24 protein-coding genes are annotated in these 25,884 nt (G+C 61.4%); 16 read left to right on the forward strand and 8 right to left on the reverse strand.

The features are described from left to right. Positions 1-15: 15 nt before the first annotated feature. The 3 genes from IM273_RS20760 to IM273_RS20770 are packed head-to-tail and all read right to left on the reverse strand — an operon-like array spanning position 16 to position 3,910. On the reverse strand, positions 16-1,635 hold the full coding sequence (locus tag IM273_RS20760; protein ID WP_193051788.1) for an MFS transporter: 1,620 nt from the start codon (positions 1,633-1,635) through the stop codon (positions 16-18). Next, complete coding sequence (locus IM273_RS20765) at positions 1,632-2,039, reverse strand: DoxX family protein (RefSeq protein WP_028015359.1); 408 nt, start codon at positions 2,037-2,039, stop codon at positions 1,632-1,634. Before IM273_RS20765 ends, IM273_RS20760 begins: the two co-directional genes overlap by 4 nt. Then, the gene (locus tag IM273_RS20770) at positions 2,039-3,910 is read right to left on the reverse strand and encodes an amidohydrolase (RefSeq protein ID WP_047367252.1); all 1,872 of its coding nucleotides are present in this window, start codon (positions 3,908-3,910) and stop codon (positions 2,039-2,041) included. Before IM273_RS20770 ends, IM273_RS20765 begins: the two co-directional genes overlap by 1 nt. Before the next feature lie 219 nt (positions 3,911-4,129). Between IM273_RS20770 and IM273_RS20775 the strand changes: the two genes are divergently transcribed. From IM273_RS20775 to IM273_RS20795, 5 genes are all read left to right on the forward strand, one after another. Continuing rightward, the gene (locus tag IM273_RS20775; RefSeq protein ID WP_023331928.1) at positions 4,130-4,816 is read left to right on the forward strand and encodes a hydrolase; all 687 of its coding nucleotides are present in this window, start codon (positions 4,130-4,132) and stop codon (positions 4,814-4,816) included. Positions 4,817-4,877: 61 nt separating this feature from the next. Further along, the gene (locus IM273_RS20780) at positions 4,878-5,099 is read left to right on the forward strand and encodes a DUF1427 family protein (RefSeq protein ID WP_193051787.1); all 222 of its coding nucleotides are present in this window, start codon (positions 4,878-4,880) and stop codon (positions 5,097-5,099) included. Next, positions 5,096-5,356 (forward strand): XapX domain-containing protein, encoded by a 261-nt coding sequence (locus IM273_RS20785; RefSeq protein WP_028015363.1) that lies wholly within the window; start codon positions 5,096-5,098, stop codon positions 5,354-5,356. Before IM273_RS20780 ends, IM273_RS20785 begins: the two co-directional genes overlap by 4 nt. A gap of 23 nt (positions 5,357-5,379) precedes the next feature. Further along, a complete protein-coding gene (locus tag IM273_RS20790) occupies positions 5,380-5,760 on the forward strand; it encodes a response regulator transcription factor (protein ID WP_048960182.1) in 381 nt (126 codons plus the stop codon). 9 nt (positions 5,761-5,769) lie between these two features. Further along, complete coding sequence (locus IM273_RS20795; protein ID WP_193051786.1) at positions 5,770-11,352, forward strand: ATP-binding sensor histidine kinase; 5,583 nt, start codon at positions 5,770-5,772, stop codon at positions 11,350-11,352. Positions 11,353-11,355: 3 nt separating this feature from the next. Here IM273_RS20795 and IM273_RS20800 read toward each other — a convergent pair whose 3' ends face one another. Beyond that, the gene (locus IM273_RS20800; RefSeq protein WP_045259555.1) at positions 11,356-11,973 is read right to left on the reverse strand and encodes a response regulator transcription factor; all 618 of its coding nucleotides are present in this window, start codon (positions 11,971-11,973) and stop codon (positions 11,356-11,358) included. A 284-nt stretch (positions 11,974-12,257) separates the two neighbouring features. On the opposite strand from IM273_RS20800, the gene IM273_RS20805 reads away from it, so the two are divergent. Further along, positions 12,258-12,860 carry an ATP-dependent Clp protease proteolytic subunit gene (locus IM273_RS20805; protein WP_028015368.1) on the forward strand — a complete coding sequence of 201 codons (603 nt, stop codon included), beginning with the start codon at positions 12,258-12,260 and terminating at the stop codon, positions 12,858-12,860. 135 nt (positions 12,861-12,995) lie between these two features. Then, a complete protein-coding gene (locus tag IM273_RS20810; RefSeq protein WP_193051785.1) occupies positions 12,996-14,117 on the forward strand; it encodes a cupin domain-containing protein in 1,122 nt (373 codons plus the stop codon). 38 nt (positions 14,118-14,155) lie between these two features. Here IM273_RS20810 and IM273_RS20815 read toward each other — a convergent pair whose 3' ends face one another. Beyond that, positions 14,156-14,344 carry a hypothetical protein gene (locus IM273_RS20815; RefSeq protein WP_028015370.1) on the reverse strand — a complete coding sequence of 63 codons (189 nt, stop codon included), beginning with the start codon at positions 14,342-14,344 and terminating at the stop codon, positions 14,156-14,158. Between the two features lie 221 nt (positions 14,345-14,565). Here IM273_RS20815 and IM273_RS20820 point away from each other — a divergent pair, with 221 nt between their 5' ends. The 3 genes from IM273_RS20820 to foxA all read left to right on the forward strand — a co-directional run bounded on the left by IM273_RS20820 (position 14,566) and on the right by foxA (position 18,139). Next, a complete protein-coding gene (locus IM273_RS20820) occupies positions 14,566-14,799 on the forward strand; it encodes a DUF2171 domain-containing protein (RefSeq protein WP_028015371.1) in 234 nt (77 codons plus the stop codon). A 138-nt stretch (positions 14,800-14,937) separates the two neighbouring features. Next, positions 14,938-15,891 (forward strand): AraC family transcriptional regulator, encoded by a 954-nt coding sequence (locus IM273_RS20825; protein ID WP_193051784.1) that lies wholly within the window; start codon positions 14,938-14,940, stop codon positions 15,889-15,891. A gap of 121 nt (positions 15,892-16,012) precedes the next feature. Further along, the gene (gene foxA / locus IM273_RS20830) at positions 16,013-18,139 is read left to right on the forward strand and encodes a ferrioxamine B receptor FoxA (RefSeq protein WP_193051794.1); all 2,127 of its coding nucleotides are present in this window, start codon (positions 16,013-16,015) and stop codon (positions 18,137-18,139) included. Positions 18,140-18,218: 79 nt separating this feature from the next. Here the strand turns inward: foxA and IM273_RS20835 are convergent, their stop codons facing one another. Continuing rightward, positions 18,219-19,634 carry a PLP-dependent aminotransferase family protein gene (locus IM273_RS20835; protein ID WP_193051783.1) on the reverse strand — a complete coding sequence of 472 codons (1,416 nt, stop codon included), beginning with the start codon at positions 19,632-19,634 and terminating at the stop codon, positions 18,219-18,221. A 176-nt stretch (positions 19,635-19,810) separates the two neighbouring features. On the opposite strand from IM273_RS20835, the gene IM273_RS20840 reads away from it, so the two are divergent. Next, the gene (locus tag IM273_RS20840) at positions 19,811-19,972 is read left to right on the forward strand and encodes a DUF1127 domain-containing protein (RefSeq protein ID WP_032644967.1); all 162 of its coding nucleotides are present in this window, start codon (positions 19,811-19,813) and stop codon (positions 19,970-19,972) included. Positions 19,973-20,009: 37 nt separating this feature from the next. Here IM273_RS20840 and IM273_RS20845 read toward each other — a convergent pair whose 3' ends face one another. Continuing rightward, on the reverse strand, positions 20,010-21,398 hold the full coding sequence (locus tag IM273_RS20845) for a PLP-dependent aminotransferase family protein (protein WP_193051782.1): 1,389 nt from the start codon (positions 21,396-21,398) through the stop codon (positions 20,010-20,012). Between the two features lie 101 nt (positions 21,399-21,499). Here IM273_RS20845 and IM273_RS20850 point away from each other — a divergent pair, with 101 nt between their 5' ends. Continuing rightward, positions 21,500-21,979, forward strand: a complete 480-nt coding sequence (locus IM273_RS20850; protein WP_014882392.1) for a carboxymuconolactone decarboxylase family protein — start codon at positions 21,500-21,502, stop codon at positions 21,977-21,979. Here the strand turns inward: IM273_RS20850 and IM273_RS20855 are convergent. Further along, a complete protein-coding gene (locus IM273_RS20855) occupies positions 21,966-22,868 on the reverse strand; it encodes a LysR family transcriptional regulator (RefSeq protein WP_193051781.1) in 903 nt (300 codons plus the stop codon). The genes IM273_RS20850 and IM273_RS20855 overlap by 14 nt on opposite strands. A gap of 100 nt (positions 22,869-22,968) precedes the next feature. Here IM273_RS20855 and IM273_RS20860 point away from each other — a divergent pair, with 100 nt between their 5' ends. The 4 genes from IM273_RS20860 to IM273_RS20875 all read left to right on the forward strand — a co-directional run bounded on the left by IM273_RS20860 (position 22,969) and on the right by IM273_RS20875 (position 25,838). After that, positions 22,969-24,381 (forward strand): aldehyde dehydrogenase family protein, encoded by a 1,413-nt coding sequence (locus IM273_RS20860; RefSeq protein WP_193051780.1) that lies wholly within the window; start codon positions 22,969-22,971, stop codon positions 24,379-24,381. A gap of 75 nt (positions 24,382-24,456) precedes the next feature. Next, the gene (locus IM273_RS20865; RefSeq protein WP_041911331.1) at positions 24,457-24,780 is read left to right on the forward strand and encodes an antibiotic biosynthesis monooxygenase; all 324 of its coding nucleotides are present in this window, start codon (positions 24,457-24,459) and stop codon (positions 24,778-24,780) included. After that, a complete protein-coding gene (locus IM273_RS20870) occupies positions 24,773-25,168 on the forward strand; it encodes an amino acid-binding protein (protein WP_193051779.1) in 396 nt (131 codons plus the stop codon). Before IM273_RS20865 ends, IM273_RS20870 begins: the two co-directional genes overlap by 8 nt. Next, on the forward strand, positions 25,143-25,838 hold the full coding sequence (locus IM273_RS20875; RefSeq protein WP_059357823.1) for a helix-turn-helix transcriptional regulator: 696 nt from the start codon (positions 25,143-25,145) through the stop codon (positions 25,836-25,838). The genes IM273_RS20870 and IM273_RS20875 overlap by 26 nt, the downstream gene beginning before the upstream one ends. Positions 25,839-25,884 lie beyond the last annotated feature (46 nt).

Raw genomic sequence — 25,884 nt, forward strand, 5'->3', positions numbered from 1 at the left:
AGGTGATGGTTATGGTTATACCGGCGCGACCAGATAGCGAATTGCCGGTGATGTTGTGCCCTGATGAAAAGCCAGAACGCGGCTCTGCAGCAGGAGGTCATTCATGGTGTGGCGCTCCTGCTGGCGCAAATGCTCAATCCACGAGCCCATCAGGAAAGTCTCAATAAACAGGCCCGGACGTTCGATATCCTCGTACACCGCCCAGCTCATCGCCCCGGCGCGGCGTCGCACCCGGCGCAGCTCGTGTACCGCCTCCAGGAAGGCTTTCGCGTTCTGCGGGTCGATGATGTACTCGTGCGACACCAGCACCGGGCCGCGCTCGTTCGGCAGCTCAATCTCCACGCCGTCCAGCGGCTGGCCGCTCAGGTCGAGGTTTAAATCAGGATCTTTCTCCAGCTTCCAGCGGAACACCGTTGCGCTTGCCAGCACCATCCCCAGCGTGGCGACAACCAGCGAGGTCGGGGTGCCGAACTGCGAGGCGATCTGCCCCCAGATGGCGCTGCCCGTGGTCATTGAGCCGAAGAACACCGTCAGGTAGACCGCCAGCGCGCGGGCCTTCACCCAGCGGGCGGCGCTGCGCTGGGCGCCGAGGTTCAGCGTCGAGAGCACCGCAATCCACGCGAAGCCGGTGAAGAACTCAAACAGGTTGAGCAGCCAGACGTGGCGCACAAACGCCAGCGCCAGCATGGTGAGGGCAAAGACCAGGCTCGCGGCCACCATCAGCCGATCGGCGTTCAGCCGCTGGCGCAGGCGCGGCAGCAGGATGGCCCCGGCAATGGCCCCCAGGCCAATGCACGCCAGCATCACGCCGTAGCCCGCCGGGCCTAAACCCAGCTCGCGGCGCGCCACTAGCGGCAGCAGCGCCCAGCCCGCGCTGCCGAAAACGAAGAACGCCACGGTGCGCACCAGCACGTTGCGCAGCACCGGCGCGGCGTGCACGTAGCGAATGCCGGAGCGCACCGCGGAGAAGAAGTGCTCCGGCGGCAGGCGCTGCACGGACGGGGCCGGACGCCAGCGCCACAGCACCCACGCTACGCCGACCACGGACAGCGCGTTCAGGGCAAACACCATCCACGGCCCGGCCAGCGAAAGCAGAAAACCGCCCAGCGCGGGGCCAATCGCCCGGCTGATGTTGACCCCGAGCGAGTTAAGCGCCACGGCGGAACCCAGCTCGGGCTTGCTCACCAGGTCAGGCACAATCGCCTGGAACGGCGGCGAGCTCATGGCCGCGCCCACGCTCAGCAGAAACGTTGCCGCCAGCAGAACGGTGGGGGTGACATGTCCGGTAAAAGAGAGCACCGTCAGCCCGGCGGCGGCGATGAACACCCACAGCTGGGAGAAGAGCAGGTATTTACGCCGGTCGACAATGTCCGCCATCACCCCGGACGGCAGGGCGAAGAGGAACATCGGCAGGCTGCTGGCCGCCTGCACCAGCGCGATATCCAGCGGATCGGCGCTGAGCGTCAGCATGCTCCAGTTGATGCCGACGTCGCTCATCCATGAGCCGACGTTAGAGACCACCGTGGCGATCCACAGCATGCGGAACACCGGCTGGCTCAGCGGCTGCCAGGGTGAAACCGTCGGTGCGGGCGTCGTCTCGACGTGTGCGTCGCGAACGTCGTTAACCTGGGTCATGCGAACCTCTCCGTTGCCTTACGCTGCAGCCGCCACTGGCCCGGCCCGGTGAGGGCGAGAGTGGTGAAGATAATCAGCAGGAGCCAGCCAAACTGCCCTTCGGCAATCGACCAGTCCGGGTGTACCGCCAGCATCGCCACCAGCAGCACGGCGATAATCGGCAGGCACGCCAGGCGGGTGTAGACGCCCGCAATGATCAACAGCGGGCAGATGACCTCGGCGACGATCGCCGGGATCAGGCTCGCGTAAGGCCCGAAGCCAAACGGATCTTCAATGCGCGTCAGCTCTTCGCTGAAGTGCAGCACCTTCGGCAGGCCGTGCACGTAGAGCAGCAGCAGGCTGCCGGTGAGGCGCAGGAAGAACAGCCCCAGGTCGACCCGGGGCGGCATAGTAGTGTTTTTCATCAGAATGCAAAGCAGCTGCAGCCCAGCGCCCCCCAGAAAGCGTTATCGTCGGACACCGGCATCTCTGACGTGCGGGCGAAATCATGCTGGTGGCTGTGAACCCCGCACGGGCCGCTGCAGTGGTGGACGGTGTTCATGCCGACGCGCGTAGCCTGCGGCGGCGCGCTGCGGTAGTGGCCCGGCACCTTCACCACCGGGGACCACTCGGGCAGAACCGGAATGGCCGGCGGCGCGAGCGGGCCGAAGGTGCCTGCGGCGTAGACGATGTCGCCGTTGACCACCGTCAGGACGGACTCGATGCCCTTGATCTCCTCTTCCGGCACGCGGAAGTAGTCTTTGCTCAGCACCGCCAGGTCGGCGAGCTGGCCGACCTTGATCTGCCCCTTTTGGTTCTGCTCGCTGGAGAACCACGCGCTGCCCTGGGTCCAGAGCATCAGGGCGGTATCGCGGTCCAGGCGGGCGCTATGATCGTACATCTGCATCCCGCCGACGGTGCGGCCGGAGACCAGCCAGTAGAGCGCGGTCCACGGGTTATAGCTCGCCACGCGGGTGGCGTCGGTGCCTAAGCCCACCGGCACGCCGGTCTCGAGCATTTTTGCCACCGGCGGCGTGTGGCGGGTAGCTTCGATGCCATAGCGCTCGGCAAAGTACTCCCCCTGGAAGGCCATGCGGTGCTGGACGGCAATGCCGCCGCCCAGCGCTTTGATGCGGTCGATGTTGGCCTGGGTAACGGTTTCCGCGTGGTCGAAGAACCAGTGCAGGCCGTTGAACGGAATGTCGCGGTTCACCTTCTCGAACACGTCCAGCATGCGGCTGATGGATTCGTTGTAGGTGGCGTGCAGGCGGAACGGCCAGCGGTGCTCCACCAGATGGCGCACCACGCGCTCCAGCTCGTCCTCCATGCCCGGCGCGAGGTCCGGGCGCGGCTCGAGGAAGTCTTCAAAATCGGCGGCGGAGAAGACCAGCATCTCGCCCGCGCCGTTGTGGCGGAAGAAGTCGCTGCCCTGCCCCGGCGTGAGCATGTCGGTCCATTTTTCAAAGTCCTCCAGCTCGTGGCCCGGACGCTGGGTAAACAGGTTATAGGCGATGCGGATGGTCATCTGCTTTTTCTCGTGCAGCTCGGCAATCACCTCGTAATCTTCCGGGTAGTTCTGGAAGCCGCCGCCCGCGTCGATGGCGCTGGTCAGCCCCAGACGGTTCAGCTCGCGCATAAACTGGCGCGTGGAGTTGACCTGCTGCTCCAGCGGCAGCTTCGGCCCTTTCGCCAGCGTGGCGTAGAGGATCATGGCGTTCGGACGGGCGATCAGCATCCCGGTCGGGTTGCCGTTGGCGTCGCGCTGGATCTCGCCGCCCGGCGGGTTCGGCGTCTCTTTGGTGTAGCCGACCACCTTCAGCGCGGCGCGGTTGAGCAGGGCGCGGTCGTACAGGTGCAGGATGAAGACCGGGGTGTCCGGCGCGGCGTCGTTAATCTCATCCAGCGTCGGCATGCGGCGCTCGGCAAACTGGAACTCGCTCCAGCCGCCCACCACGCGCACCCACTGGGGCGACGGCGTGCGCAGGGCCTGCTCTTTCAGCATCCGCAGGGCGTCGGCCAGGGACGGCACGCCTTCCCAGCGCAGCTCGAGGTTGTAGTTCAGCCCGCCGCGGATCAGGTGCAGGTGCGAGTCGTTCAGGCCGGGGATCGCGGTGTGGCCTTTCAAATCCACCACCTTAGTGCCGTCGCAGTGGTGCTGCATCACCTCGGCGACGGTACCCACTTCCAGAAATTTTCCGTCGCGCACGGCAACGGCTTCCGCGACAGGATTTTCGCGATCGACGGTGTGAAACTGGCCGTTAACCAGAATGAGATCGGCTTTACCGAGGGTAACCATAACTGCTCCTGACTGAGAGGGGGAATGGTCAGGATTATGGGAACCGGTTTCGGCAAAGATCCAGTTATACAATAGGATAGGTATACCAAAGTATAACTATACCTAAGGTTAACTATACGAAGAGATAATTACGCGCGGCGACGGAAAACCGCAGGATGAGGGCGACTTTATCGTCGCGGCGCTCGCGGCGATTTCTACCCTTAACCACTGGAAAATGCTATGACCTCTTCAAAGCTCGAAGTGTTAACCCCTGCGAACTGTCAGATCATCTTTATCGATCACCAGCCACAGATGGCGTTTGGCGTGCAGTCGATTGACCGCCAGGTGCTGAAAAACAACACCGTGGCGCTGGCGAAAGCGGCCAAAGTGTTCAACATCCCGACCATCATCACCACCGTTGAGACCGAAAGCTTCTCCGGTAACACCTATCCGGAGCTGTTGGACGTCTTCCCGGGACAGGACATTCTGGAGCGTACCTCCATGAACTCCTGGGACGACCAGAAGGTGCGCGACGCGCTGAAGGCCAACGGCAAGAAGAAGGTGGTGGTTGCCGGCCTGTGGACCGAAGTGTGCAACAACAGCTTTGCCCTGTGCGCGATGCTGGAAGGCGACTACGAAATTTATATGGTGGCGGACGCGTCCGGCGGCACCTCCAAAGAAGCCCACGACTTCGCGATGCAGCGCATGATCCAGGCAGGCGTGATCCCGGTGACCTGGCAGCAGGTGATGCTGGAGTGGCAGCGCGACTGGGCGCGTAAAGAGACCTACACCGCGGTGATGGATATCGTGCGCGAACACTCCGGCGCGTACGGTATGGGCGTGGATTACGCCTACACCATGGTGCACAAAGCACCGTCTCGCCAGAAGAGCGAGCACCGCACCTTAGCGCCGGTCCCGGCTCGCTAAGTTCCGCTGGCGGGCTGGTCCCTCATCCGGCTCGCCGCTGCCTCTTTCTCTGGAGTTCACAATGAGTACTGGGCTGATATCCCTTGCCGCAGGCGTGTTGATTGGCCTGATGTATGCCGTGCTGAAGGTGCGCTCCCCCGCGCCGCCCGCGCTGGCGCTGATTGGCCTGCTGGGGATGCTGGCGGGTGAACAGGCGACGCGCCATCTGTTATCCCGCGACGGCGCGCCGCCTCCTCAGGTAACGGTTCCGCAGGTGAAATCGCAGACGGGAGCGATGTCATGAGAGCATGGATAATTTCGCTGGTGTGCGGCGTGGTTGCTGGGGTAATTTACGCCCTGCTCGACGTTCATTCCCCGGCACCGCCGGTTGTCGCCCTGCTTGGCCTGTTTGGCATGCTGGTGGGTGAACAGCTCATCCCGGTGGGACGGCGTTTACTGAGTCGCGAACCGTTTACCCTCGCCTGGTTTCGTCACGAATGCGTGCCGAAAATCAGCGGCACGGCGCCCCCCGCGCCCGCGAAGGACGATCGCGACGTTTAATGATTTTTTTGAGGAAAGACAGCATGACGCTGCCGTGGCGCATTGCCATCATTGATGACGAACGTTCCGTCCGCAGCGGGCTGAGTAATCTCCTGGAGTCGGAAGGGTATGCCGCCGATACGTTTGATTCGGCAGAGGTATTTCTGAGCCATCCGCTCGCCCTGTCCGGCGCGGCGCTGGTGATCGCCGATATCAAGCTGCGGGGCATGAGCGGCCTGGAGCTGTTTGAAAAGCTGCGGCTGCTGGCCGTTCCCCCGCCGCCCGTGATCTTTATCTCCGGTCATGCTGATGAAAATATGCAGCGGTACGCTCTTAGCCTGGGCGCCGCTGCATTTTTGCGTAAACCCATTAACATCGATATTCTGCTGGATCATATACAGCGGGAGCTGGCCCGCCGACGATAAGGATCGCGGATGAACGAACACGAGCAGCCTGCATTCTGGCCCGCCCAGGGGAATCTTGACCAGGGGCGGGTTTTTGTCCTTAAAGAGGATGTGATTTTTACCGTGCTGGCGCAGGAGGGCGGTATCGCCTGGATGCACGCGCGCCATCCCCATTCAGGCGGCTCGTTCATCATTGCCACCGCGGTGAGCGACGAAGAGGAAGAGCGGGCCACGCGGCTGCTAAAAAACGAATTTGCGCTGCGTGACGTGCTGCAGGACAGCTGGGCCATCCGCGCCGTTGCCTCGACCCAGTACCGGGGACGTTTCGCGCTGGTGTATGCGCCGTTTGCGTTTGAGTTGCTGGCGCGGCGCGCGGGCAGGGCGATCTCGGGGATCTCGCGCTTTATTGAGATGGCGATCCAGATCTGCGTTCCCCTGCGCCAGATGCACCTGCAAAACCTGATCCACGGCGATATCAAGCCCGGCGCGATTTTTGTTCATCACGATGCCACCTGCCGTCTGGGCAGCTTTGGCCTCTCCTGTAGCCTCTCCGGTGCCTTCTCCCAGGCCCGGCTTGCCGTTTCAGGCGGTACGCCCGCGTATATGTCGCCGGAGCACACCACCCGCACCCGGCGTCCCGTTGACGGCCGCAGCGATCTCTACAGCCTCGGCATGGTGCTGTATGAACTCCTGACCGGACGCCTGCCGTTTGAGTTGGGGGAGGACGATCAAACCAACTGGGCTCACTACCATATTGCCTCGGAGCCGCTGGCCCCGGACGAGATTCGCCCGGACGTGCCGGGGATGCTGTCGACTATCATCCTCAAGCTGCTGGAAAAGCACCCCGATAACCGCTACCAGACGGTCGACGGGCTGATTGCCGACCTCCGCCGCTGCCAGGCGACGCTGACCTGCGAGGGCGAGATCGTCGCCTTTACCCCCGGCCAGCAGGACCGCACTCCCGCGATCCATCTGGCGGACTCCCTGTTCGCGACGCATCCGCAGGCGAATGACGTCATTGCCGCGTTTGAGCGGGTGGGGCAGAACCTGGTGCCGGAGCTGGTGACGATCGGCGGGCCGTCGGGGATTGGCAAATCGTCCATCATCGCGACGGCGCTCAAAACGCTGCAGCAGCGTCAGGTTTTGCTGGCGGTGGGGAAAGTCGATCAGTTCTCGCCGTCTTTGCCCTACGGCGTATTAAGCTCCGCGTTCCGCACCCTGACGCTGCACCTGCTGGGGCTGCCCGCGGAAGATGTGGCGAAGTGGAAAATCCGCCTGTCGCGCGCCCTGGAGGGGTACGAAGCGCTGGCCGTCAGCCTGGTGCCCGAGCTGGGGCTGCTCCTTGAGAGCAAGCCGCGCTACTCGGCGGATACCTTTTCCATTGATGCCCGGGCGCGCTTCAGCCATATGGTGCTGGCGCTGGTTAAAACCTTTGCTTCTCAGGGCTGCCCGCTGGTGCTGGTGCTCGACGATCTCCAGTGGAGCGACGCGGCCAGCCTGCATACGCTGAAACATCTGCTGGTGACCTGCGGCGCTATCCCGCTGCTGCTGGTGGTCGCCCACCGCGATATCGGTTCGTTGTCTGAACCGACGCTGCAACAGCAGCTGGCGAGCCTGCCGGAGGCGGCGCAAAACGCGACTGAAATTGTCCCGCAGGCGCTGTCCGTGAAGGCGGTGGCGCGCTGGCTGGCGACGATATTTCGTGCCCGCAGCGCGGCGACGACCGACCTCGCCACGCTGATCCACGAGAAAACCGGGGGCAACCCGCTCTTTGTGCACGAGTTTTTCCGCCGCATCGTGGATGACGGGCTGGTGGTGCACAACAAATATCAGGATAAGTGGCACTACGATCTGCAGGCGATCCGCGCCCGACACTACACCGAAAACGTCGTTACCCTGGTGCTGGAGCAGCTTGAAGAGCTGCCCGACGAGACGCGCCGCCTGCTGGGCAGCCTCGCCTGCCTCGGCGGCACGGGCGAGATGGAGATGATCTGCCGGGTGGTCAGCATGTCGATGGCGGAAATGCGCTATGCGCTGCATCCGGCGGTGATGGCCCAGCTCATTGTGCTGACGGAAAAAGAGTACGCCTTCACCCACGACCGGGTGCAGGAGGCGGCCTTTGCGATGCTGGATCAGCATGAGAAAAGCCATCTTCACCTGACCACCGCCAGCCTGCTGGCCGACGCCGCGCGTCAGGCCGCGGGGAACGAACTGCTGTTCCGCGCCGTTCACCACGTCACGGCCGCGCTGGACTGCATCCAGCCCGCGCCGCAGCGCCAGATGTTCCGCGAGCTGAGCCTGCTGGCCGCACGACGGGCAAAGCGTTCGGGGGATTATCCATCGGCGCTCAGCTATATCCAGACCGCCAGAGCGCTGGGCAACGCCGGGACGGTGTCAGACTTTATGCTTGATATCGAAGAGGCGGGCTGCGAGTTTGCTCTGGGGCACCTGGAGCGCACCCGCGAGCTGTGTGACGCCATCCTCGGCTGCCCCGGCGGGCTGACCGAAAAGGCGCTGGCGGCCAACCTGCTGGTGGAAGTGTACATTCGCCAGTCGGACAGCCGTCTGGCGCTGGAGGCGGCGCTCTGCTGGCTGGGGATTTTTGGTATTCAGATTGGCCGCCACCCGGAAGACGCCGACTGCGACGAGGCCTGGGAACACTTCTGCAACCGCACGGCCGACGCGCCGCAAAGCCTTTTTGCCCAGCTGTCGCGGATGGATAACCCGGAAACCGAAGCGGTGATGAACCTGCTCTACAGCGCCAGCATTTGCGCCAGCTTCATCTGCCCGCGCCTGCATTTTTTGCTGCTCTGCCGCATGATGCACCTGACCCTCGACCACGGCATCACTGGTGCCTCCACCACGGCGATGGCCTGGTTTGGCGTGCTGATTGGCCAGCGCTACGCCGAGTACCGCCTCGGGTTCCAGTACGGCACCCTGGCCCGCGAGCTGGTGAACCGCCACGGCTACGACGCGTTCGAAGCCAAAACCCTGCTGCCCCTCGACCAGCTCAGCGTCTGGACCCAGCCGCTGTCGTTCACCATCGAGTGCGCAAAAGCCTGCTTCACCGCCGCCGTTACCCACGGCGATATGACGGTGGCCTGCTTTGCCGCCTGCCATCAGGTCATTAACTTCCTCTCACGGGGCGATCACCTGGACGGAGTGTTGACCAGCATCGATCGCGGCCTGGCGTTTGTGCGTAAAACCCACTTCCAGGACGTGGAGACCATATTGATGCTCCAGCGCACCTTCGTGGAGTTTTTGCGCACGCCGACGATTGGCACCTGGACCGCGTCGCAGGCGCTGCCCGAGGCGCTGCTTCCCGCGTCGCCGGAGCAGGCCCCGGAGCAGACCTCCACCATGCTTTTCTGGTACTGGCTCTACCGTGGCATGGCGCACTTTACCTGCGGCGAGTATACCGACGCGCAGGCGGATCTTGAGATGGCGGGCTGGTACGCGTGGTCTGCGCCGGGCCATATCCATCTGCTGGATTACCATCTCTACAGCGCGCTGGCGCTCTCACGTCAGCTGACGCCGGAGACATTTTCGGCGAATCACCGCCGCAGCATTCACGCTCACTACGACAAAATCGCCCTCTGGGCGCGCATTAATCCCGGCACGTTCGCGGATAAAGAGGCGCTGATCTACGCCGAAATTGTCCGTCTGGACGGGATGAACAGCATTGCGCTTGAGCAGTATGAGAAGGCGGTCCGGCTCTCCCGCGAGGGTGGCTTTAACCCGATTAACGCCCTGGCCCACGAGCTGGCGGGCCGCTTTGCGCTGGCCTGCGGCTACCCGACCGCATCAGACGCGCACTTCCGCGGCTCGATTGCCGCCTGGGGCCGCGCGGGCGCGCAGGCCAAGGTGCGCCAGCTGGAGCAGGATTTCCCGCACCTGCTGGCCTCCGGGCAGGCCAGCGCCTACGACACGGTGGCGTTTGCCCAGAACGAGACGATCCGCGATCTGCAGAGCGTGATCAAGGCTTCCCGCGCGCTGTCGGAAGAGATCAATCTTGAGCGCCTGATTGAAAACCTGATGACCATCCTGCTCGAACGCGCCGGGGCGCAGCGCGGCCTGCTGCTTCGCGTGAGCGATAACCTGATCCCGGAGATCGAGGCCAGCGCCTGGACCAGCACCGACGGCGTGCGGGTGCGGATCCTGAAAGACGTGCCGATGGCGACCGACATGCCGCTGTCGGTGCTGGCTGCGGTGATCCGCACCGGGCAGGAGATCCGTACCGGCAAGCCGGAGGAGTTTCATCCCTTCAGCCAGGACCCTTATCTGGTGACCTCGGGGGCGGCGGTGATGTGCGTCCCGATGTTCAAACAGGCGCGGCTGGTGGGCGTGCTCTACCTGGAAAACCGCCTGATGCCGGAGGTCTTCACCGCCGAGCACTCGCGCGTGGTCAGCCTGCTGGGCGCGCAGGCAGCGGTATCCCTGGAGACGGCGCGGCTCTACGCCGAGCTGCTGGCGGAGAACATTCAGCGCCGCCGGGTGGAAAAAGAACTGCGCGCCAGCCAGACCTCGCTGATGCTGGGCGAGCAGATCAGCCACACCGGCAGCTGGCGCTGGGAGCTGGAGCAGGATCTGATGTTTGTCTCGGAAGAGTACGCCCGCATTCTCGGCCTGCCCGACCAGCAAAAGATGATCTCCATGGCGGAGTTTTTAACCTTCGTCCACGAGGACGATTACGCCCGCATCAGCGCCATCGTCACCCAGAGCGTGCGCGACGGGCTCTCCATGCGTGCGGAGTTTCGTATAAAGCGCACCGACGGCTCAACGCGCTACATCCTCGGGATTGGCGATCCGGTGGGGGTGGGCAGCGAGGTGAACGAGTACTACGGCATCATTACGGATATCACCAGCCAGCGCGCCGCGGAAGATGCTATGCGGGTGGCGCAGGCAGATCTGGCGAGGGTGTCCCGCGCCACCACCGTCGGGCAACTGACCTCCTCCATCGCCCACGAGATCAACCAGCCGCTGATGTCCATCGTCTCGAATGCCGGGGCGAGCCTGCGCTGGCTCAGCCGCGAGCCCGCCCGCCTGGATAAAGTGCGCGAAGGGCTGGAGGAGATCGCCGCGGAAGGCGCGCGTGCGGGGGAGATCATTCGCAGCATCCAGTCCCTGACGCGCAAGCAGGATCCCACCTTCTCGCGCATCGATATGCACTACCTGATCCACCATATCATCACGCTTTCGCGCAGCGAGCTGGAGCAGAGACACATTAGCGTTGATTATCTGTTGAACGCCAGCGACAGCTTTATCACCGGGGACAGCGTGCAGATCCAGCAGGTGCTGCTGAATCTGGTGATGAATGCGGTAGAAGCGATGGCCGAGGTGAGGGATCGCGCCAGCACCATCATCCTCAGCACCGCCAACGCGGACGGGAAAGTGATCGTTGAGATCGCCGATACCGGGAGCGGCATTGAGCCCGAACGGCTGGAGCAGATTTTTGACTCGTTCTACTCCACCAAGCCGCAGGGGATGGGGATGGGGCTGACCATCAGCGCCAGCATCATCGAGCGCCACTGCGGAAAGCTGAGCGCGCGCCGCCGGGAGCCGCACGGCACGGTGTTTACCTTCGCGCTGCCGCTGGCCGCGCAGGAAGGGTAAACGTTACTCCGCGGGCTGGCTTTTGGTCAGTCGCTCAACGGCCCTGACCAGCTCGGCCACGGAGCGCACCTGCATTTTCTCCATCACGCGGCGGCGGTGCACCTTCACCGTGATCTCGCTGACGCCCAGCTCGGCGGCAATCTGCTTGTTGAGCTTGCCGGTGATGGCAAGCTCAAGCACCTCGTGCTCGCGCGGCGTGAGGGACAGATGGCGCTGCTTCAGGGCGTAGTGCTCTTTATTGCGCACGGCGTTGTTTTCCGCCAGCTGCAGCGCGGACTCAATGGCGTCGATAAGCGCGGCGGATTCAACGGGCTTGGTGAGAAATTCATACGCGCCGCCTTTGATGGCGCGAACCGACATCGGGATAGTGCCGTGGCCAGTGAGAAAAATAATCGGGATCTCGCGCCCGCTGTCTTTGAGCGCGTCCGCCACCTCGAAGCCCGAGATGGCGGGCATCTGCATATCGAGGATCACGCACGACGGCAGATCCTCAAACCGGTGTTGAAGAAACGTTTCTGCTGATGAAAAGCCGATGGCGTTTAAGTCTGCCGATTCCAGCAGCCCGATTACGGACTGCCTGACCGCGTCATCGTCATCAACCACATACACAATGTGTTCCATTCACCGCCCCGGTGCTGATTTAAATGTCGAGGATGCAAACAGTCCCAACGGTGGCGTAAGAGACTGTTTATGCTGACTTTCATCTTAACACATTAAATATCATTATCATTTAACAATATGATAACCATATGAAGTATAGCGAGCCGGGGCGGGGGCGGTGAAGGAACGAAACGCGTGCAACATGGGCAATGTGCATAAGATCCCTCGTGATTAGCCGGTGAGGACTTTGAGCGGTAAAACAGGCTACACTCTGGTTTTGAGCGCTAAATGCTGAGGACATAACAATGCACTACACACTGAAAGAAAGCGACAAGGACAAAGCGGAAGGGTCAAGCGGCGCGGGCGCTCTGCAGCAAAAACTGCTGGAGTCCCGTTCGATTGTCATCTCCGGCGAGATCAACCAGGAGCTGGCGCAGAAGGTCATTACCCAGATGATCCTGCTGCAAAGCGTCAGCAACGATCCGATCAAGCTGTACATCAACAGCCAGGGCGGCCACGTGGAAGCGGGTGACACCATCCACGACTTCATCAAGTTCATCCGCCCGGAAGTGCACGTCATTGGCACCGGCTGGGTGGCGAGCGCCGGGATCACCATCTTCCTGGCAGCGAAAAAAGAGCACCGCTACTCGCTGCCGAATACCCGCTTTATGATCCACCAGCCGCTGGGCGGCGTGCGCGGTCAGGCGACGGATATTGAGATCGAAGCGCGCGAGATCATCCGCATGCTGGATCGCGTCAACAAGCTGATCGCTGACGCCACCGGCCAGCCGCTGGAAAAAGTGAAAAAAGACACCGACCGCAACTACTGGATGTCTCCGGCAGAAGCGCTGGACTACGGCATCGTGGGCAAACTGATTACCCATTACGACGAGCTGAACCTGGATTAAGTTTTACTGCCGTGTACGTGTCGGGTAGCGGCTTCGCCTTACCCGACCTACGCGCGCTCGTTTGACCCATGACAAGTTCCCCCTCTGCCTTCTTGCCTATAATCGCGCCTGTTTCCCCTCTCACTGGTGCTACCCATGGCGTATCAATTGAACCTGAACTGGCCGGAATTTCTTGAGAAATACTGGCAAAAACAACCCGTAGTGCTGAAAAATGCCTTCCCGAATTTTGTCGACCCGATTACCCCGGACGAGCTGGCAGGCCTGGCGATGGAGCCGGAAGTCGATAGCCGTCTGGTGAGCCACGCTAACGGCAAATGGCAGGCCAGCAATGGTCCGTTTGAGCACTTTGACGGTCTGGGCGAAACCGGCTGGTCACTGCTGGCGCAGGCGGTGAACCACTGGCATATGCCCGCCGCGGAGCTGGTGCGTCCGTTCCGCGTCCTGCCGGACTGGCGTCTGGACGATCTGATGATCTCCTTCTCCGTGCCGGGCGGTGGCGTGGGTCCGCATATCGATCAGTACGACGTGTTTATCATTCAGGGGATGGGCAGCCGCCGCTGGCGCGTGGGCGACAAGCTGCCGATGCGTCAGTTCTGCCCGCATCCGGCGCTGCTGCATGTCGATCCGTTTGAGCCGATCATCGACGAAGATCTTGAGCCGGGCGATATCCTCTATATTCCGCCTGGATTCCCGCACGACGGCTTCACCCATGAAACCGCGCTGAACTACTCCGTCGGCTTCCGCGGGCCGAACGGCCGCGATCTGATCAGCAGCTTTGCTGATTACGCGCTGGAAAACGATCTGGGCGGCGAGCACTACAGCGATCCGGATCTGACCTGCCGCGAGCACCCGGGCCGCGTGGAGCAGTACGAGCTCGATCGTATCCGTCAGATGATGATCGACATGATTAGCAAGCCGGACGATTTCACGAAATGGTTTGGCAGCTTCGTCTCCACGCCGCGCCACGAGCTGGATATCGCCGCCGCCGAGCCGCCGTATTCGGCAGACGAGGTGCTGGACGCGCTGCAGGGCGGCGAAACGCTGTCGCGCCTGAGCGGCCTGCGCGTGCTGAACGTTAACGGCAGCGTCTTCATCAACAGTGAACAGCTGGAGACGGTAGACGCGAAGGGCGCGGATGCGCTGTGCCGCTACACCGAGCTCGGCCAGGCCGAGCTGGGCGATGCGCTGAAAAACCCGGCGTTTGTTGACGAACTCACCGAGCTGATTAACCAGGGCTACTGGTACTTCGACGAGTAACAGGAGGCGGCGTTTAGTCAGCCTAAACGCCGCTACGTTTAAACCAGCATATTACACGCCTTCCAGTAGTTCAAAAGCCGCTCGTCGTCGCGCTCTTTCTCCGCTTTGATTTTCATCGCCTGGGCGAGATTCTCTCGCGATAACTCATGGCCTTTTTGCACGATGTCTAAGACCGCTTCACCAAGAGCCAGCGAAATTTCTGCCCGATTATTGTTGCGAATCGTCATAAATACCTCCTCGTTGGTTGCGATAATTTAATTATGATCGGGAAATAATCAGTCGGAAATAATTCATCTCATTCTTATTTTTTTCATTTCGGCGTTAAATAGACATCATATTCCATTCTGTCAATGATGTTTCAAAATGCTAATAAGCCTTTTAAGCCTGAATTTATGCGCTACAGTTATTTTTCGTGCAACAGGCAAATAACCGAAACAGGAGAATGATTATGGTAGATAAAAGCGCAATTAAGGATCACACTCAGGTTGTCGCCAGCTGCGGAACGCACGTCGGGGTTGTGGACCATTTAGACGGCGAGCGTATCAAGCTTGCTAAGAGTGACCCTGAATCAGGCGGCAAGCACCACTTTATTCCTCTCGGCTGGGTCGATAAGGTCGAAGATAATAAAGTTATCCTGACCAAAAACCATAAAGAGGTTTTTGCTGAGTGGCAGGAAGCATAAATATATTCCTCGTAAAGGAATATATATCTTCGCTCCGGCTTAGTCCGGAGCGTAATAGTGTCTGCGCCCGGTGATTGCTGATATGGTAAAGGGATGGTACTGTTTTGCCTGTCCTTTTCCCGATGCAGGTCCCGAATTATGCTCCAGAGTGAAAATAGATCAGCGAAACGCATATTTTTTGTTGAGGATTTTCAGGTATTCGGCGAGCGCTACGGCATCGACTACCGTTTCCCGCTGTTAAAAGGGGAGCAGGTCAGCGGCAGCCCGGTGTTGCAGGGGAATGTGGAAGAGATGACGCTCTCGTCCGGCATTTCGCTGACCCACTCCGACGTGCATGTATTACAACCCTACGAAACCACATCTCGCCACAGCAGCCCGCTCTATATGCTGGTAGTCCTGGAAGGGTGCGTTACGATCGCGCTCAATGGCATCGACTATCACGTTCGTCCCGGCATGGCGTTCAGCGCCCGTCTGAGTGAGGAACAGGTGATGAGCGCGCGTCACGACGCCGACAGCTCGCTGAAAACGCTCTCGTTTGGCGTGTACCCGCATGAAGCCGGGCGTGAAGCCCTGCTTGAGTCGCTGCTGCTGGAATGGCAAAACCTGAATACACCCACGTTTGTCTGGCACGTTCCCGAGTTTGTTATGTCAGGCATTCAGCATGCGCAGCAGCAGAGGGGAAGCGTGCTCGCGCGTAAGCTATTGCTGGAGGGGCTGATGTACCAGCTGCTCGGCCACGGCCTGAACCAGCGCCAGCAGCCCTGCCCGAGCCGCCCTGAGCATGCGCGCCTGGAACGCGTACGGAGCATACTGGAACAGTCTCCTGAACGGGATCATACACTCGCGCAGCTGGCAGCCCTGGCTGCAATGAGCCCAAGCAGCCTGCGCAGCAAGTTCCGTCAGCGCTACGGCTGCACCCTCTTCGATTATCTTCGCGACTGTCGCCTTGCGCTGGCGCGCCGCTATCTGCTGGAAGGCCACAGCGTGCAGCAGGCGGCCTGGATGTGCGGGTATCAGCATGCCACTAACTTCGCCACCGCGTTTCGTCGTCATTACGGGATTTCACCGGGCGACGTGCGCAAACTCCGCTAACGTAATTTCGCCCATCGCGCGAACGTATCCCGTGCGGTTTAGCATCGCGCATACGTAACCTGGCGGCGCGCATAGCCGTTTGCACTCTCAAAAAGGTAATAATTCTTATTAACAATAAGAAATATCTCTGGAGAGGGTTATGTTTGCTAAATCGCGTCTGGCACTGCTGGTGGGATGGGTTACCGGTAGCGTCGCTTTTCCTTTACTGGCGCAGGATGCGCAAAAAACTGACACCGTGGTGGTGACCTCGCAGATGCAGTCTGCGGCCACCAAGCTTGAAACGCCGGATATTGAAACTCCGCAGTCGGTCTCTATCGTCACGCGCGAGCAGTTCGAAGAGCAGGGCGCAACCAGCGTGCGTCAGGCCGTGAGCTACACGCCGGGGGTCTACAGCAACCAGATTGGGGCGTCTAACCGCTTTGACTACATGGTGCTGCGCGGCTTCTCTGACGGCAGCCTCGACAACGTCTACCTGGACGGCCTGAAGATGATGGGCGACACCAACTCCCACAGCTCGCTGGTGGTTGATCCGTGGTTCCTGGACAGTATCGAAGTCGTGCGCGGTCCGGCCTCCGTGCTCTATGGCCGTTCATCGCCGGGCGGGATTGTGGCGCTTACCTCCCGTAAGCCGTCGTTCGATCCGGGCGGGGAGATCAAGCTCTTCGCCGGGAACAATAGCCAGCGTGGGGCGATGTTCGACGTCACCGGCCCGGTTGATGATAATGACCGCGTGGCGGTGCGCCTCAGCGGGATGACCCGCTATGCCGATTCCCAGTTCGATCCGCTGAAGGAAGAGCGTTACGCGCTGATGCCGAGCCTGACCTGGCGTATCACCGATAACACCCGTCTGGATCTGATGGCCTACCTGCACCGCGATCCGGAAGGCGGCAGCCACTCCGGCCTGCCGTATGAGGGCACGGTTGTGCCGCACAGCGGGAAGAAAATCTCCAACACGTTCTTTGAAGGTGAAGACGATTACGACAAGTACGATCGTCGGGAAAACATGGTCGGCTATAACCTTGAGCATATGTTTGACAGCGGCTGGTCCGTGCGCCAGAAGCTGCGCTACCTGCACACCAAAGTGGAGCTGAACCAGGTGTATGCCGCAGGCTGGCTAAATGACACCGAGCTGAACCGCGGCTATTCCGGCTCCGACGAGAAGATGAACGCCATCACCCTGGATAACCAGGTCGACGGCAGCTTCGACACCGGGGCGGTGAACCACCGCGTGCTGATCGGCATGGACTATCAGGACCGCACCAACAACGTGACCGGCTACTATGGCGGCTTCCCGCCGATTGACGCCTTCCCGCCGATTGACGCCTTCCACCCGGTTTACGGTGCGAAGCCGGACTACATCACCCAGTACAGCAGGGAAAAGCATAAGCTTCGCCAGACCGGTTACTACCTACAGGATCAGATGTCCGTTGACCGCTGGCGCCTGACGCTCGGCGGGCGTTACGACCAGGTGAGCGTGTCGAACGTCGACAACTTCAACCACACCCGCAGCGATCTGGATAAAAACAACTTCAGCAGCCGCGCGGCGCTGCTGTATCTGTTTGATAACGGCGTTGCGCCGTACGTCAGCTACTCCACCGCCTTTACGCCGACCAGCTTTGCCGACGAGCAGGGCAATATCCTGGATCCGATGAAGGGCAAGCAGTGGGAAGCGGGCGTGAAGTATGAGCCAGAAGGGATGAACAGCCAGTTCAGCGCCTCGGTGTTTCGCATCAACCAGAAGAACATTGCCACCAAAGAGGAGCCGACCGATCCGTACCGTTCCATCGGTGAAATCGAATCCGAAGGCGTTGAGCTGGAGGCGATTGGTCAGCTGACCGACAGCCTGCGCATGCAGGCGGCGTATACCTACACGGATATTCGCTATAAGAAGAGCAGCCCGGAAGAGGAGGGCAAGCGCGCCGTCTATGCCCCGCGTAACATGGCCAGCGCCTGGCTGAGCTACGACGTCAAAACTGGCCCGCTGGACGGCCTGACCGTCGGCTCCGGCGTGCGCTATGTCAACGGGATCGCCAGCGATCGCCAGAACACCCATACGCTTCCATCGTACACGCTGGTGGACATGGTCGTGGGATATGACCTGTCTAAAGTGGGGCTCACGGGCGTGAGTGCGCAGCTGAACGTCAATAACCTGACGGACAAAAGCTACGTTGCGGCGTGTAACTCCCTCTCTTACTGCTACTTCGGTGCGGAACGCAGCATTGTGGGCAGCGTTTCGTGGAAGTTCTGAGTCGTTGATTTTGCCGGGTGGCGGCTTCGCCTTACCCGGCCTACTCTATTCCGTAGCGCCACCGGCGCTAAAAAACGTGCTACTCCTCCATCGCAATCACAATCGCCTCGCCCATCTTCTTCAACGCCTCGCGATGCTTATCCGTCGGCGGAAGCGCCACGTTGATCCGCAGGCAGTTGCGGTACTTCCCGGAGGCGGAAAACAGCGACCCGGCCGCCGCCTGGATCTTCAGGCGGCACAGCTGCTTGCTGACGCACACCATATCCACCTTCTCCGGCAGCTCAACCCACAGCAGGAAGCTCCCCTGCGGGCGCGTGACGCAAATCTCCGCCGGAAAATACTGCCGCACCCAGCAGGTGTATGTTTCCATATTCTGCTGATAAATCTGGCGCATACGGCGCACGTGGCGATGGTAATGGCCGTCGCGAATAAACGCCGCCACCGCCATCTGGGTGCCCGGCACGTTAAACCCGCCCGCGGCGTATTTCATGTGCATCACCCGGTCGTAATAGCGTCCCGGCACAATCCAGCCGACGCGCAGGCCCGGCGCCACGGTTTTGGTAAACGAGCTGCAGAGGATCACGCGGCCATCGATGTCCATCGAGTGAATGGTGCGCGGGCGCGGGTACTCCGCCGCCAGCTCACCGTAGATATCATCCTCCACAATTACGATATCGTGCCGCTGGGCGAGGGCCAGAACCTGCTTTTTCCGCGCTTCCGGCATGATAAACCCGAGCGGGTTATTGCAGTTGGGCACCAGGATCACCGCCTTGATCGGCCACTGTTCCATTGCCAGCTCTAACGCCTCGATGCTGATCCCGGTCTCGGGATCGGTAGGGATTTCAATCGCCTTGATGTCAAACCCGCGCAGCATCTGCATGGTGCCGTGGAACGACGGCGATTCCACCGCCACGATGTCCCCCGGTTTGCACACCGAGAGCAGGGCGATCGACAGCGCGCCGTGGCAGCCGTTGGTGATCACAATGTCGCTTGCCGAGACGGTAGAGCCGCCGTCCAGCATCAGGCGGGCGATCTGCTCGCGCAGCTCCAGCCGCCCGTCGAGCACGTCATAGCTCAGCATCTCGCTCGGGTTATGCTGCGCAAGGCGGCTCATCTCGCGCCACAGGGGCTTCAGGCTCGGCTGGTTAATGTCCGGCGAACCGCCGCCAAAGGAGATCATCTCTTTGTCGGCGCGGGCGTCCAGCAGCATCATCACCTCATCCCACTGGGTGACGTCCACCGGGCGCTGCACCGGGCGCGTCATCGCCGGGACGGGCGGCTGGGCTTTGCGTTTCGAGACAAAATAGCCGGAGCGCGGCTGGGGGGTGATCAGCTGAAGGTTTTCGAGGATCTGGTAGGCCTGCTGTATGGTGCTGATGCTCACGCCATGCTCCTGGCTCAGGGCGCGCACCGACGGCAGACGCTCGCCGCTGCGATACAGCCCTTGTTCAATGCGTTCTGCCAGAAGGTTGGCGAGGTGTTGATAGCGTGTCATGCTGTATCCTTTATTTTCACCATACAGATTATTAAACCAGTACAGATTGCCGCAAAAAACGGCATGCAGATACCGTTTTAGCGGATCTGTATGTTAAACAAAAGTTGTTTTTGCATCTGTATTGCGCAGGTCGATTTCCAGGATGATAACCCCACTGGCACAGTGAGGAGAGCATTATGGAATTCTACGAGAACCGTTCAAAACGTCCGTTCGTCGTATTTGTCTGGATCGGCAAAACGATCCGCAACTGGTATCGCATCAACCGGACCCGCCGCATCCTGAGCCAGATGAGCGACGAGCAGCTCAAGGACGTCGGGTTATCCCGCAATGATATTTAAACCGTGGCCGGGTAAGGCGCAGCCGCCACCCGGCGGTTCAGTTCAACAGCGCAAGCGTCTGCCGTTTCGGCCTTTCCAGCAGCTCCACCGCCTCCTGATACGACCGCACGTTGTTATAGCCCATCACCAGCCCGTAGCGTTTGCCCGACCCGCGATACCACTCCGAGAGCGCATTGACCTGCAGCTGCTGTTCCTGCCAGCAGCGGGCCACTTCCCGGTCGCAGCTCCCTTTGGTGAGAAACGCCACGATATGCATCCCGCCGTCGTTTTGCTCGGTGAAAAACAGATCGCCATACACCTCGCGCAGGGCGGCAATCATCCAGTCGCGGCGGGTCTGATACAGCGCGCGCATCTTCTTGAGATGGCGGAAAAAATGCCCTTCGTTGAGAAACGCGGTGAGGATCTTCTGCGTCAGCACCGGCTGGCCGCTGGTGGTGATATCCGCGCAGTCGGTAAAGGCTCCGACGGTGCTGGCGGGCATCACCACGTAGCCCATGCGCAGCGACGGCATGATGGTTTTACTGAAGGTGCCCATAAAGATCACCCGGTCGTGCTGGTCGAGGCTTTTCAGCGACGGCAGCACCTTGCGGGTGTAGTGAAACTCCCCGTCGTAATCGTCTTCGATGATCCACGCCTCGTTCTGGCTGGCCCAGTCGAGCAATTGCTGCTTGCGCGGCAGGGAGAGCGTCACCGCCAGCGGGCTCTGGTGCGAGGGGGTGACGATGGCAAAACGCGCGTCACGATGGTGACGAAGCAGGTAGTCCGTATCAATGCCGCAGCGATCGACCGGCACCGTGTGCAGGCGCGGCACGATCCGCTTCAGCAGCTGCTGGCCCATAAAGTAGCCCGGATCTTCAAACACCACCTTGTCGCTGCGGCTGGCGAGGGTGTCGAGGATCAGCCGCAGGCTGCCGCTGTAGCCGCTGGTGATCAGCACATGTTCGGCGGTGCAGGACAAGCCGCGTGAGATATTGAGATAGCTGGCGATGGCCTGGCGCAGCGGATACCAGCCCAGGACGGGCGGGTTGAGCATCTCCTCCTGACGCATGGCGCGCGTCGCCTGGCCCGCCAGCAGCAGCCATTTTTTATACGGGAAGCTGTCGAGGGCGGGGATGCCAGGGCGCAGAAATCCGGCCCGCTCGCGCTGACTGATAAGCGAGGCCGGAAGCGTGCCGGTAGGCTGTTCCGCAGGGGCATTGTTATCCGGCAGCAGTAAATCCGGGTTGACCCGCGTGCCGCGCGCGCCCTGGCTCACCAGATACCCTTCACCCGTCAGAATGGCGTACGCCGTTTCGACGGTTTTGCGCGCCACCTTCAGCTCTTCCGCCAGCACGCGGATGGCAGGCACCTTATCGCCCGGCTTCAGCACGCCGCGCGTGATGTTGTCGCGATAGCGGGAATAAATGTCGTGATAGCCCGGCTTCATGTCCTACCTCATTTCACGCTTTTTGTATCTTTTTACTATGTCATGAACGGCGTAGATTTGCCTCATCGCACGGCACATGCCGCACAAAAAGAGGAAAGACAATGAGCACTCGCGTTAACCACCATAAAGTTACACCTGCCCTCGCCAACGCGCTGTCTGCCCTGAGCATGGAGGTGGCAAAAACCTCCATCGACCCGGCGCTGAAGCACCTGATCGACATTCGCGTGTCGCAGCTGAACGGCTGTACGTTCTGTCTGGATATGCACTCTAAAGAGGCCAAAATCGCCGGGGAACGCGAGCTGCGCCTGTACCATCTGGCGGCCTGGCGCGAGTCCCCGCTGTTCAGCGCCCGCGAGAAAGCCGCGCTGGCCTTCACCGAAGCGCTGACCCAGATTGGCGTTCATGGGGTGAGCGACGCGCTGTACCGCAGCGTGGCGGAGCACTTCTCGGACGTGGAGATTTCAGAGCTGAACTTCGCCATCGTGGCGATCAACGCCTGGAACCGTCTGGGGATCACCTCCCGCATGGCGCCCGGCTCGCTGGACGCGGCTTACGGGCTGAATAAGGCTAACCTGGAATAATCCCGCGCTCGCGGATCATCGCCACCAGCGCCCGCAGTCCCGGCGGGACGTGGCGATGGCCGGGGTAATACAGGCGCAGCCCGGCAAAGGGCTGCGCCCAGTCGTTTAAAACGCTCACCAGCTCTCCATTCTCAAGCTCTTCCCGGATATACAGTTCCGGCAAAAATCCTACCCCTAATCCCGCCTTTACGGCGCGGATCGAGGCGAAAAGATCGGATGTCGCAAAGCGTGGCGGTACGGCAAGGGCGTACGTTTCCCCCCGACGCGCCAGCTCCCAGCGGTAGATCCCGCCGTGGGCCATGCGCATGCCGATCCCCTGATGTGAAAGCAGATCGTCCGGCGTCTGCGGAGTACCGTGACGGGCAAAATAGTCCGGCGTGGCGGTCACCAGCTGGCGGATCTCCCCGGTCAGCGGCACGGCGATCATGTCCTGCGGCACGGACTCCTCGAGGCGGATCCCCGCGTCGTAGCCTTCCGCGACGATGTCGATCATGCGCGCTTCGCTGACGGTTTCCACGCGCATCTTCGGGTAGCGGATCATAAAGTCGATCAGCAGCTGGTCCAGAAACAGGGTGCCGATATGGTTCGGCACGTTCAGACGCAGCGTGCCGGCGGGTTCCCCGGTGTCGCTGTGGATCTCCTCGCTGGCGAGGCGGATCTCCTGCAGCGCCGGGCCAACGCGCGCCACGTAGCGCTGTCCGGCGTCGGTGAGCGCCACGCTGCGGGTAGTGCGGTTAAAGAGGCGGGTATCCAGGCGGCTCTCCAGCCCGGCGATGGCTTTGCTGACCGCCGTGGCGGACATGCCGAGCTCCTGTGCCGCGCCGCGAAAGCTGCCGCGCCGCACCACCGCCATAACCACTTCCAGCTCTGTCAGACCTGAACGATGCATAGATTATCCTGAAAATCGAAACAACCCTTGCAGCATAGCGTGGATTATCGCAACGGAGAAGCCGTGCCAGACTGTGCTCACACAGCCTGAGGAGGTTTATATGCACACTATCGAACAGATCTTTATTAACGGCGAATTTGTTACCCCGCACGGCACCGAACGGTTTGATTTATACAACCCGGCGACGGCGCAGGTCATCGGGCAGGTACGCCTGGCGGATGAGGTTGACGCAGCGCGCGCCGTTGCGGCGGCAAAAGCGGCGTTCCCCGCGTGGTCGCAGACGACAAAGCAGGAGCGCATTGCCGCGCTAAAACGTATGCACGCCGCCGTGGCCGCTCGTCACGACGATCTGCTGGAAGCGGTCATCGAAGAGTACGGCGCGCCCGCCTCGCGCTCGGCGTGGATGGCCAGCTATCCGGCGGAGGTGATTGCTCAGGCGATTGAGGCGCTGGAGGCGTTTGAATTCGTCACCCACGCGGGCGCAGCCACGGTGCAGATGACGCCGCTTGGCGTGGCCGGGCTGATTACGCCGTGGAACAGCGACGCAGGATTTATCTGCGGCAAGCTGGCGGCCGCGCTGGCCGCGGGGTGTACGGCGGTGATCAAGCCGAGCGAAATGAGCGCCCTGCAAACGCAGATTGTCACCGAAGCGCTGCGCGATGCGGCTCTGCCGCCGGGCGTGTTTAACATCGTCACCGGGCGGGGTGAGACGGTCGGTGACACAATCAGCCGCCATCCGGACGTGGCAAAAATCTCGTTTACCGGTTCGACGCATACCGGCAAGGCGATCCTGCGCAACGCGGCGGAAAGCTTTAAGCGCGTGACGCTGGAGTTAGGCGGGAAATCGCCGACGATCCTGCTGGATGACGTGGATCTGGCGCAGGCGATCCCGCTGGTGATTCAGGCCGGGTTTATGAACAGCGGGCAGGCGTGCGTGGCCGGTACGCGCATTCTGGTGCCTTACTCGCGTAAGGCGGAGATCGAAACCGCGCTGGCGCAGGCCGTGGCGGCGGTGAACTCCGGCGACCCGCGCGATAAATCAACGGACGTCGGCCCGATGGTCAGCGCAAAGCAGTGGCAGCGGGTGCAGGGCTATATCCGCAAAGGTGTCGAAGAGGGGGCGCGCCTGCTGGCGGGCGGCGAGGGGCGGCCGGAAGGCACGCAGGACGGCTGGTTTGTGCGCCCGACGCTGTTTGCCGACGTGAACAACCAAATGACGATTGCCCGCGACGAGATTTTTGGCCCGGTGCTGTGCGTAATTCCCTACCGTGACGAGGCGGAGGCGATTGCCATTGCCAACGACACGGACTACGGCCTGAGCGCGGTGGTGCTGGGCGGTGCGGACCGCGCGCGCCGCGTGGCGCAGCAGATTGTTTCCGGTCGCGTGCTGGTGAACACTCTGGCCCATGAACCGAAAGCGCCGTTTGGCGGGTTTAAGCACTCCGGCGTGGGGCGCGAGATGGGCGAGTGGGGGATCCGGGCGTTTATGGAGCCGAGGTCGATTCTGGGCTAAAGCTTCGCTCTTTACCGAAGCATTGTGCTTTTCCATCCTGCATTCTCTCCTCAACATCACAGCGGAGAGACCATCATGATCGCAGTCCTTTTCGAAGCCAAAGCCGCGCCTGCCCATCAGGCGCGCTACCTCCAACTTGCCGCAGAGCTTAAGCCTTTGCTGGCCGACATCGACGGCTTTATCGATATCGAACGGTTCCAGAGCCTGACGACCGACGGCAAAATTCTTTCCCTTTCCTGGTGGCGGGATGAAGAGGCCGTCCGCCGCTGGAAGCAGAACGTTTTCCATCAGGCGGCGCAGGCCGAAGGGCGGGAGTCGATTTTCTCTTTCTACCGTATTCGCGTGGCGCAGCTGGTGCGGGAGTACAGTTCCGAAACGGGAGGGCGCGCGAATGTATGACGTTCACGTGATTTTCCGCGACGGGCCCGGCGAGCTGGCGCGCTTTGGACAGCTTTTAGGCCGCAACGGCGTGGGGCTGGAAGGCGGTGGCGTATTCGGTACGGAGGCCCATTTCCTGGTGGAAGATGGTGAAAAAGCGCGACGCGTGCTGCTCGACGCCGGGTTTACCGTGCAGGCGGTGCGAAAGCCGGTGATCAGAAAGCTCAGGCAGGCGCGCCCCGGAGAGCTGGGCGAGATCGCGACGGCGCTGGCGGCACGCGGCGTGTCTGTTCTTACCCAGTACAGCGACCATGCGAATCACCTTATTCTGCTGACGGATGATGATAAGCTGGCCGCAGAGATCACCGAACCCTGGGCAGCACATGTTAAAGACAAGCTTACCGACTGATAACGGCGCGGCGCTGGAGCAGGCCATTGCGGCGGTGGCGGCGGCAATGGCCGATCCGTCGCGCGTGAAGATGCTGTGTGCGCTGATGGACGGGCGGGCGTGGACCGCCACTGAACTGAGCACCGCGGCAGACGTCGCCCCGTCGACCGCCAGCGGTCATCTCGCCCGGCTGGTGGAGGGAAAGTTGATTACCTGTCTGTCTCAGGGGCGGCACCGCTACTATCGTCTGGCGGGGCACGACGTGGCGGAGTTGATCGAACAGATGATGGGGCTTTCCTGGAGCCGCATTGCGCCGCCGGAAACCACCGCGCCGGAGGCCATGCGGGAGGCGCGAACCTGCTACGATCATCTGGCGGGCGCGGTGGCGGTAAAGATCTACGATTTCATGCAGGCGGAAGGCTGGCTGGAGGCAGACGGTTCAGCACTCACGCTGTATGGCCGGGAGCAGTTTCTGAAGCTCGGCGTGTCGTTAAGCGCTCATCCGCGCCGCAAGGCCTGCTGCGCCTGTCTGGACTGGAGCGAGCGGCGGTTTCACCTCGGAGGCGAAGCTGGCGCGGCGCTGCTTATTCATCTGGAAAGCAAAGGGTGGATCCAGCGGGTGGCGGGGTATCGGGAGGTGGTGGTGACGGCTTCGGGAAAAAGTGCCGTCAGGAGGCATTTTAGCCGCTAAACTCCACTGCGGGCTGGTGCCCTCACCCCGACCCTCTCCCACAGGG

It is taken from the genome of Enterobacter cloacae complex sp. P13B (genome assembly GCF_014895915.1).
GTDB lineage: Bacteria > Pseudomonadota > Gammaproteobacteria > Enterobacterales > Enterobacteriaceae > Enterobacter > Enterobacter bugandensis.

Bases quoted from the DNA above. Each gene is read 5' to 3' on its own strand.
- IM273_RS20770 (WP_047367252.1), bottom strand. From the start codon at position 3,910: ATGGTTACCCTCGGTAAAGCCGATCTCATTCTGGTTAACGGCCAGTTT.
- IM273_RS20800 (WP_045259555.1), bottom strand. From the start codon at position 11,973: ATGGAACACATTGTGTATGTGGTTGATGACGATGACGCGGTCAGGCAG.
- IM273_RS20845 (WP_193051782.1), bottom strand. From the start codon at position 21,398: ATGAAGCCGGGCTATCACGACATTTATTCCCGCTATCGCGACAACATC.
- IM273_RS20760 (WP_193051788.1), bottom strand. From the start codon at position 1,635: ATGACCCAGGTTAACGACGTTCGCGACGCACACGTCGAGACGACGCCC.
- IM273_RS20855 (WP_193051781.1), bottom strand. From the start codon at position 22,868: ATGCATCGTTCAGGTCTGACAGAGCTGGAAGTGGTTATGGCGGTGGTG.
- IM273_RS20840 (WP_032644967.1), top strand. From the start codon at position 19,811: ATGGAATTCTACGAGAACCGTTCAAAACGTCCGTTCGTCGTATTTGTC.
- IM273_RS20875 (WP_059357823.1), top strand. From the start codon at position 25,143: ATGTTAAAGACAAGCTTACCGACTGATAACGGCGCGGCGCTGGAGCAG.
- IM273_RS20785 (WP_028015363.1), top strand. From the start codon at position 5,096: ATGAGAGCATGGATAATTTCGCTGGTGTGCGGCGTGGTTGCTGGGGTA.
- IM273_RS20765 (WP_028015359.1), bottom strand. From the start codon at position 2,039: ATGAAAAACACTACTATGCCGCCCCGGGTCGACCTGGGGCTGTTCTTC.
- IM273_RS20825 (WP_193051784.1), top strand. From the start codon at position 14,938: ATGCTCCAGAGTGAAAATAGATCAGCGAAACGCATATTTTTTGTTGAG.
- IM273_RS20835 (WP_193051783.1), bottom strand. From the start codon at position 19,634: ATGACACGCTATCAACACCTCGCCAACCTTCTGGCAGAACGCATTGAA.
- IM273_RS20850 (WP_014882392.1), top strand. From the start codon at position 21,500: ATGAGCACTCGCGTTAACCACCATAAAGTTACACCTGCCCTCGCCAAC.
- IM273_RS20870 (WP_193051779.1), top strand. From the start codon at position 24,773: ATGTATGACGTTCACGTGATTTTCCGCGACGGGCCCGGCGAGCTGGCG.
- IM273_RS20865 (WP_041911331.1), top strand. From the start codon at position 24,457: ATGATCGCAGTCCTTTTCGAAGCCAAAGCCGCGCCTGCCCATCAGGCG.
- IM273_RS20815 (WP_028015370.1), bottom strand. From the start codon at position 14,344: ATGACGATTCGCAACAATAATCGGGCAGAAATTTCGCTGGCTCTTGGT.
- IM273_RS20860 (WP_193051780.1), top strand. From the start codon at position 22,969: ATGCACACTATCGAACAGATCTTTATTAACGGCGAATTTGTTACCCCG.
- IM273_RS20780 (WP_193051787.1), top strand. From the start codon at position 4,878: ATGAGTACTGGGCTGATATCCCTTGCCGCAGGCGTGTTGATTGGCCTG.
- IM273_RS20795 (WP_193051786.1), top strand. From the start codon at position 5,770: ATGAACGAACACGAGCAGCCTGCATTCTGGCCCGCCCAGGGGAATCTT.
- IM273_RS20810 (WP_193051785.1), top strand. From the start codon at position 12,996: ATGGCGTATCAATTGAACCTGAACTGGCCGGAATTTCTTGAGAAATAC.
- IM273_RS20775 (WP_023331928.1), top strand. From the start codon at position 4,130: ATGACCTCTTCAAAGCTCGAAGTGTTAACCCCTGCGAACTGTCAGATC.
- IM273_RS20790 (WP_048960182.1), top strand. From the start codon at position 5,380: ATGACGCTGCCGTGGCGCATTGCCATCATTGATGACGAACGTTCCGTC.
- IM273_RS20805 (WP_028015368.1), top strand. From the start codon at position 12,258: ATGCACTACACACTGAAAGAAAGCGACAAGGACAAAGCGGAAGGGTCA.
- IM273_RS20820 (WP_028015371.1), top strand. From the start codon at position 14,566: ATGGTAGATAAAAGCGCAATTAAGGATCACACTCAGGTTGTCGCCAGC.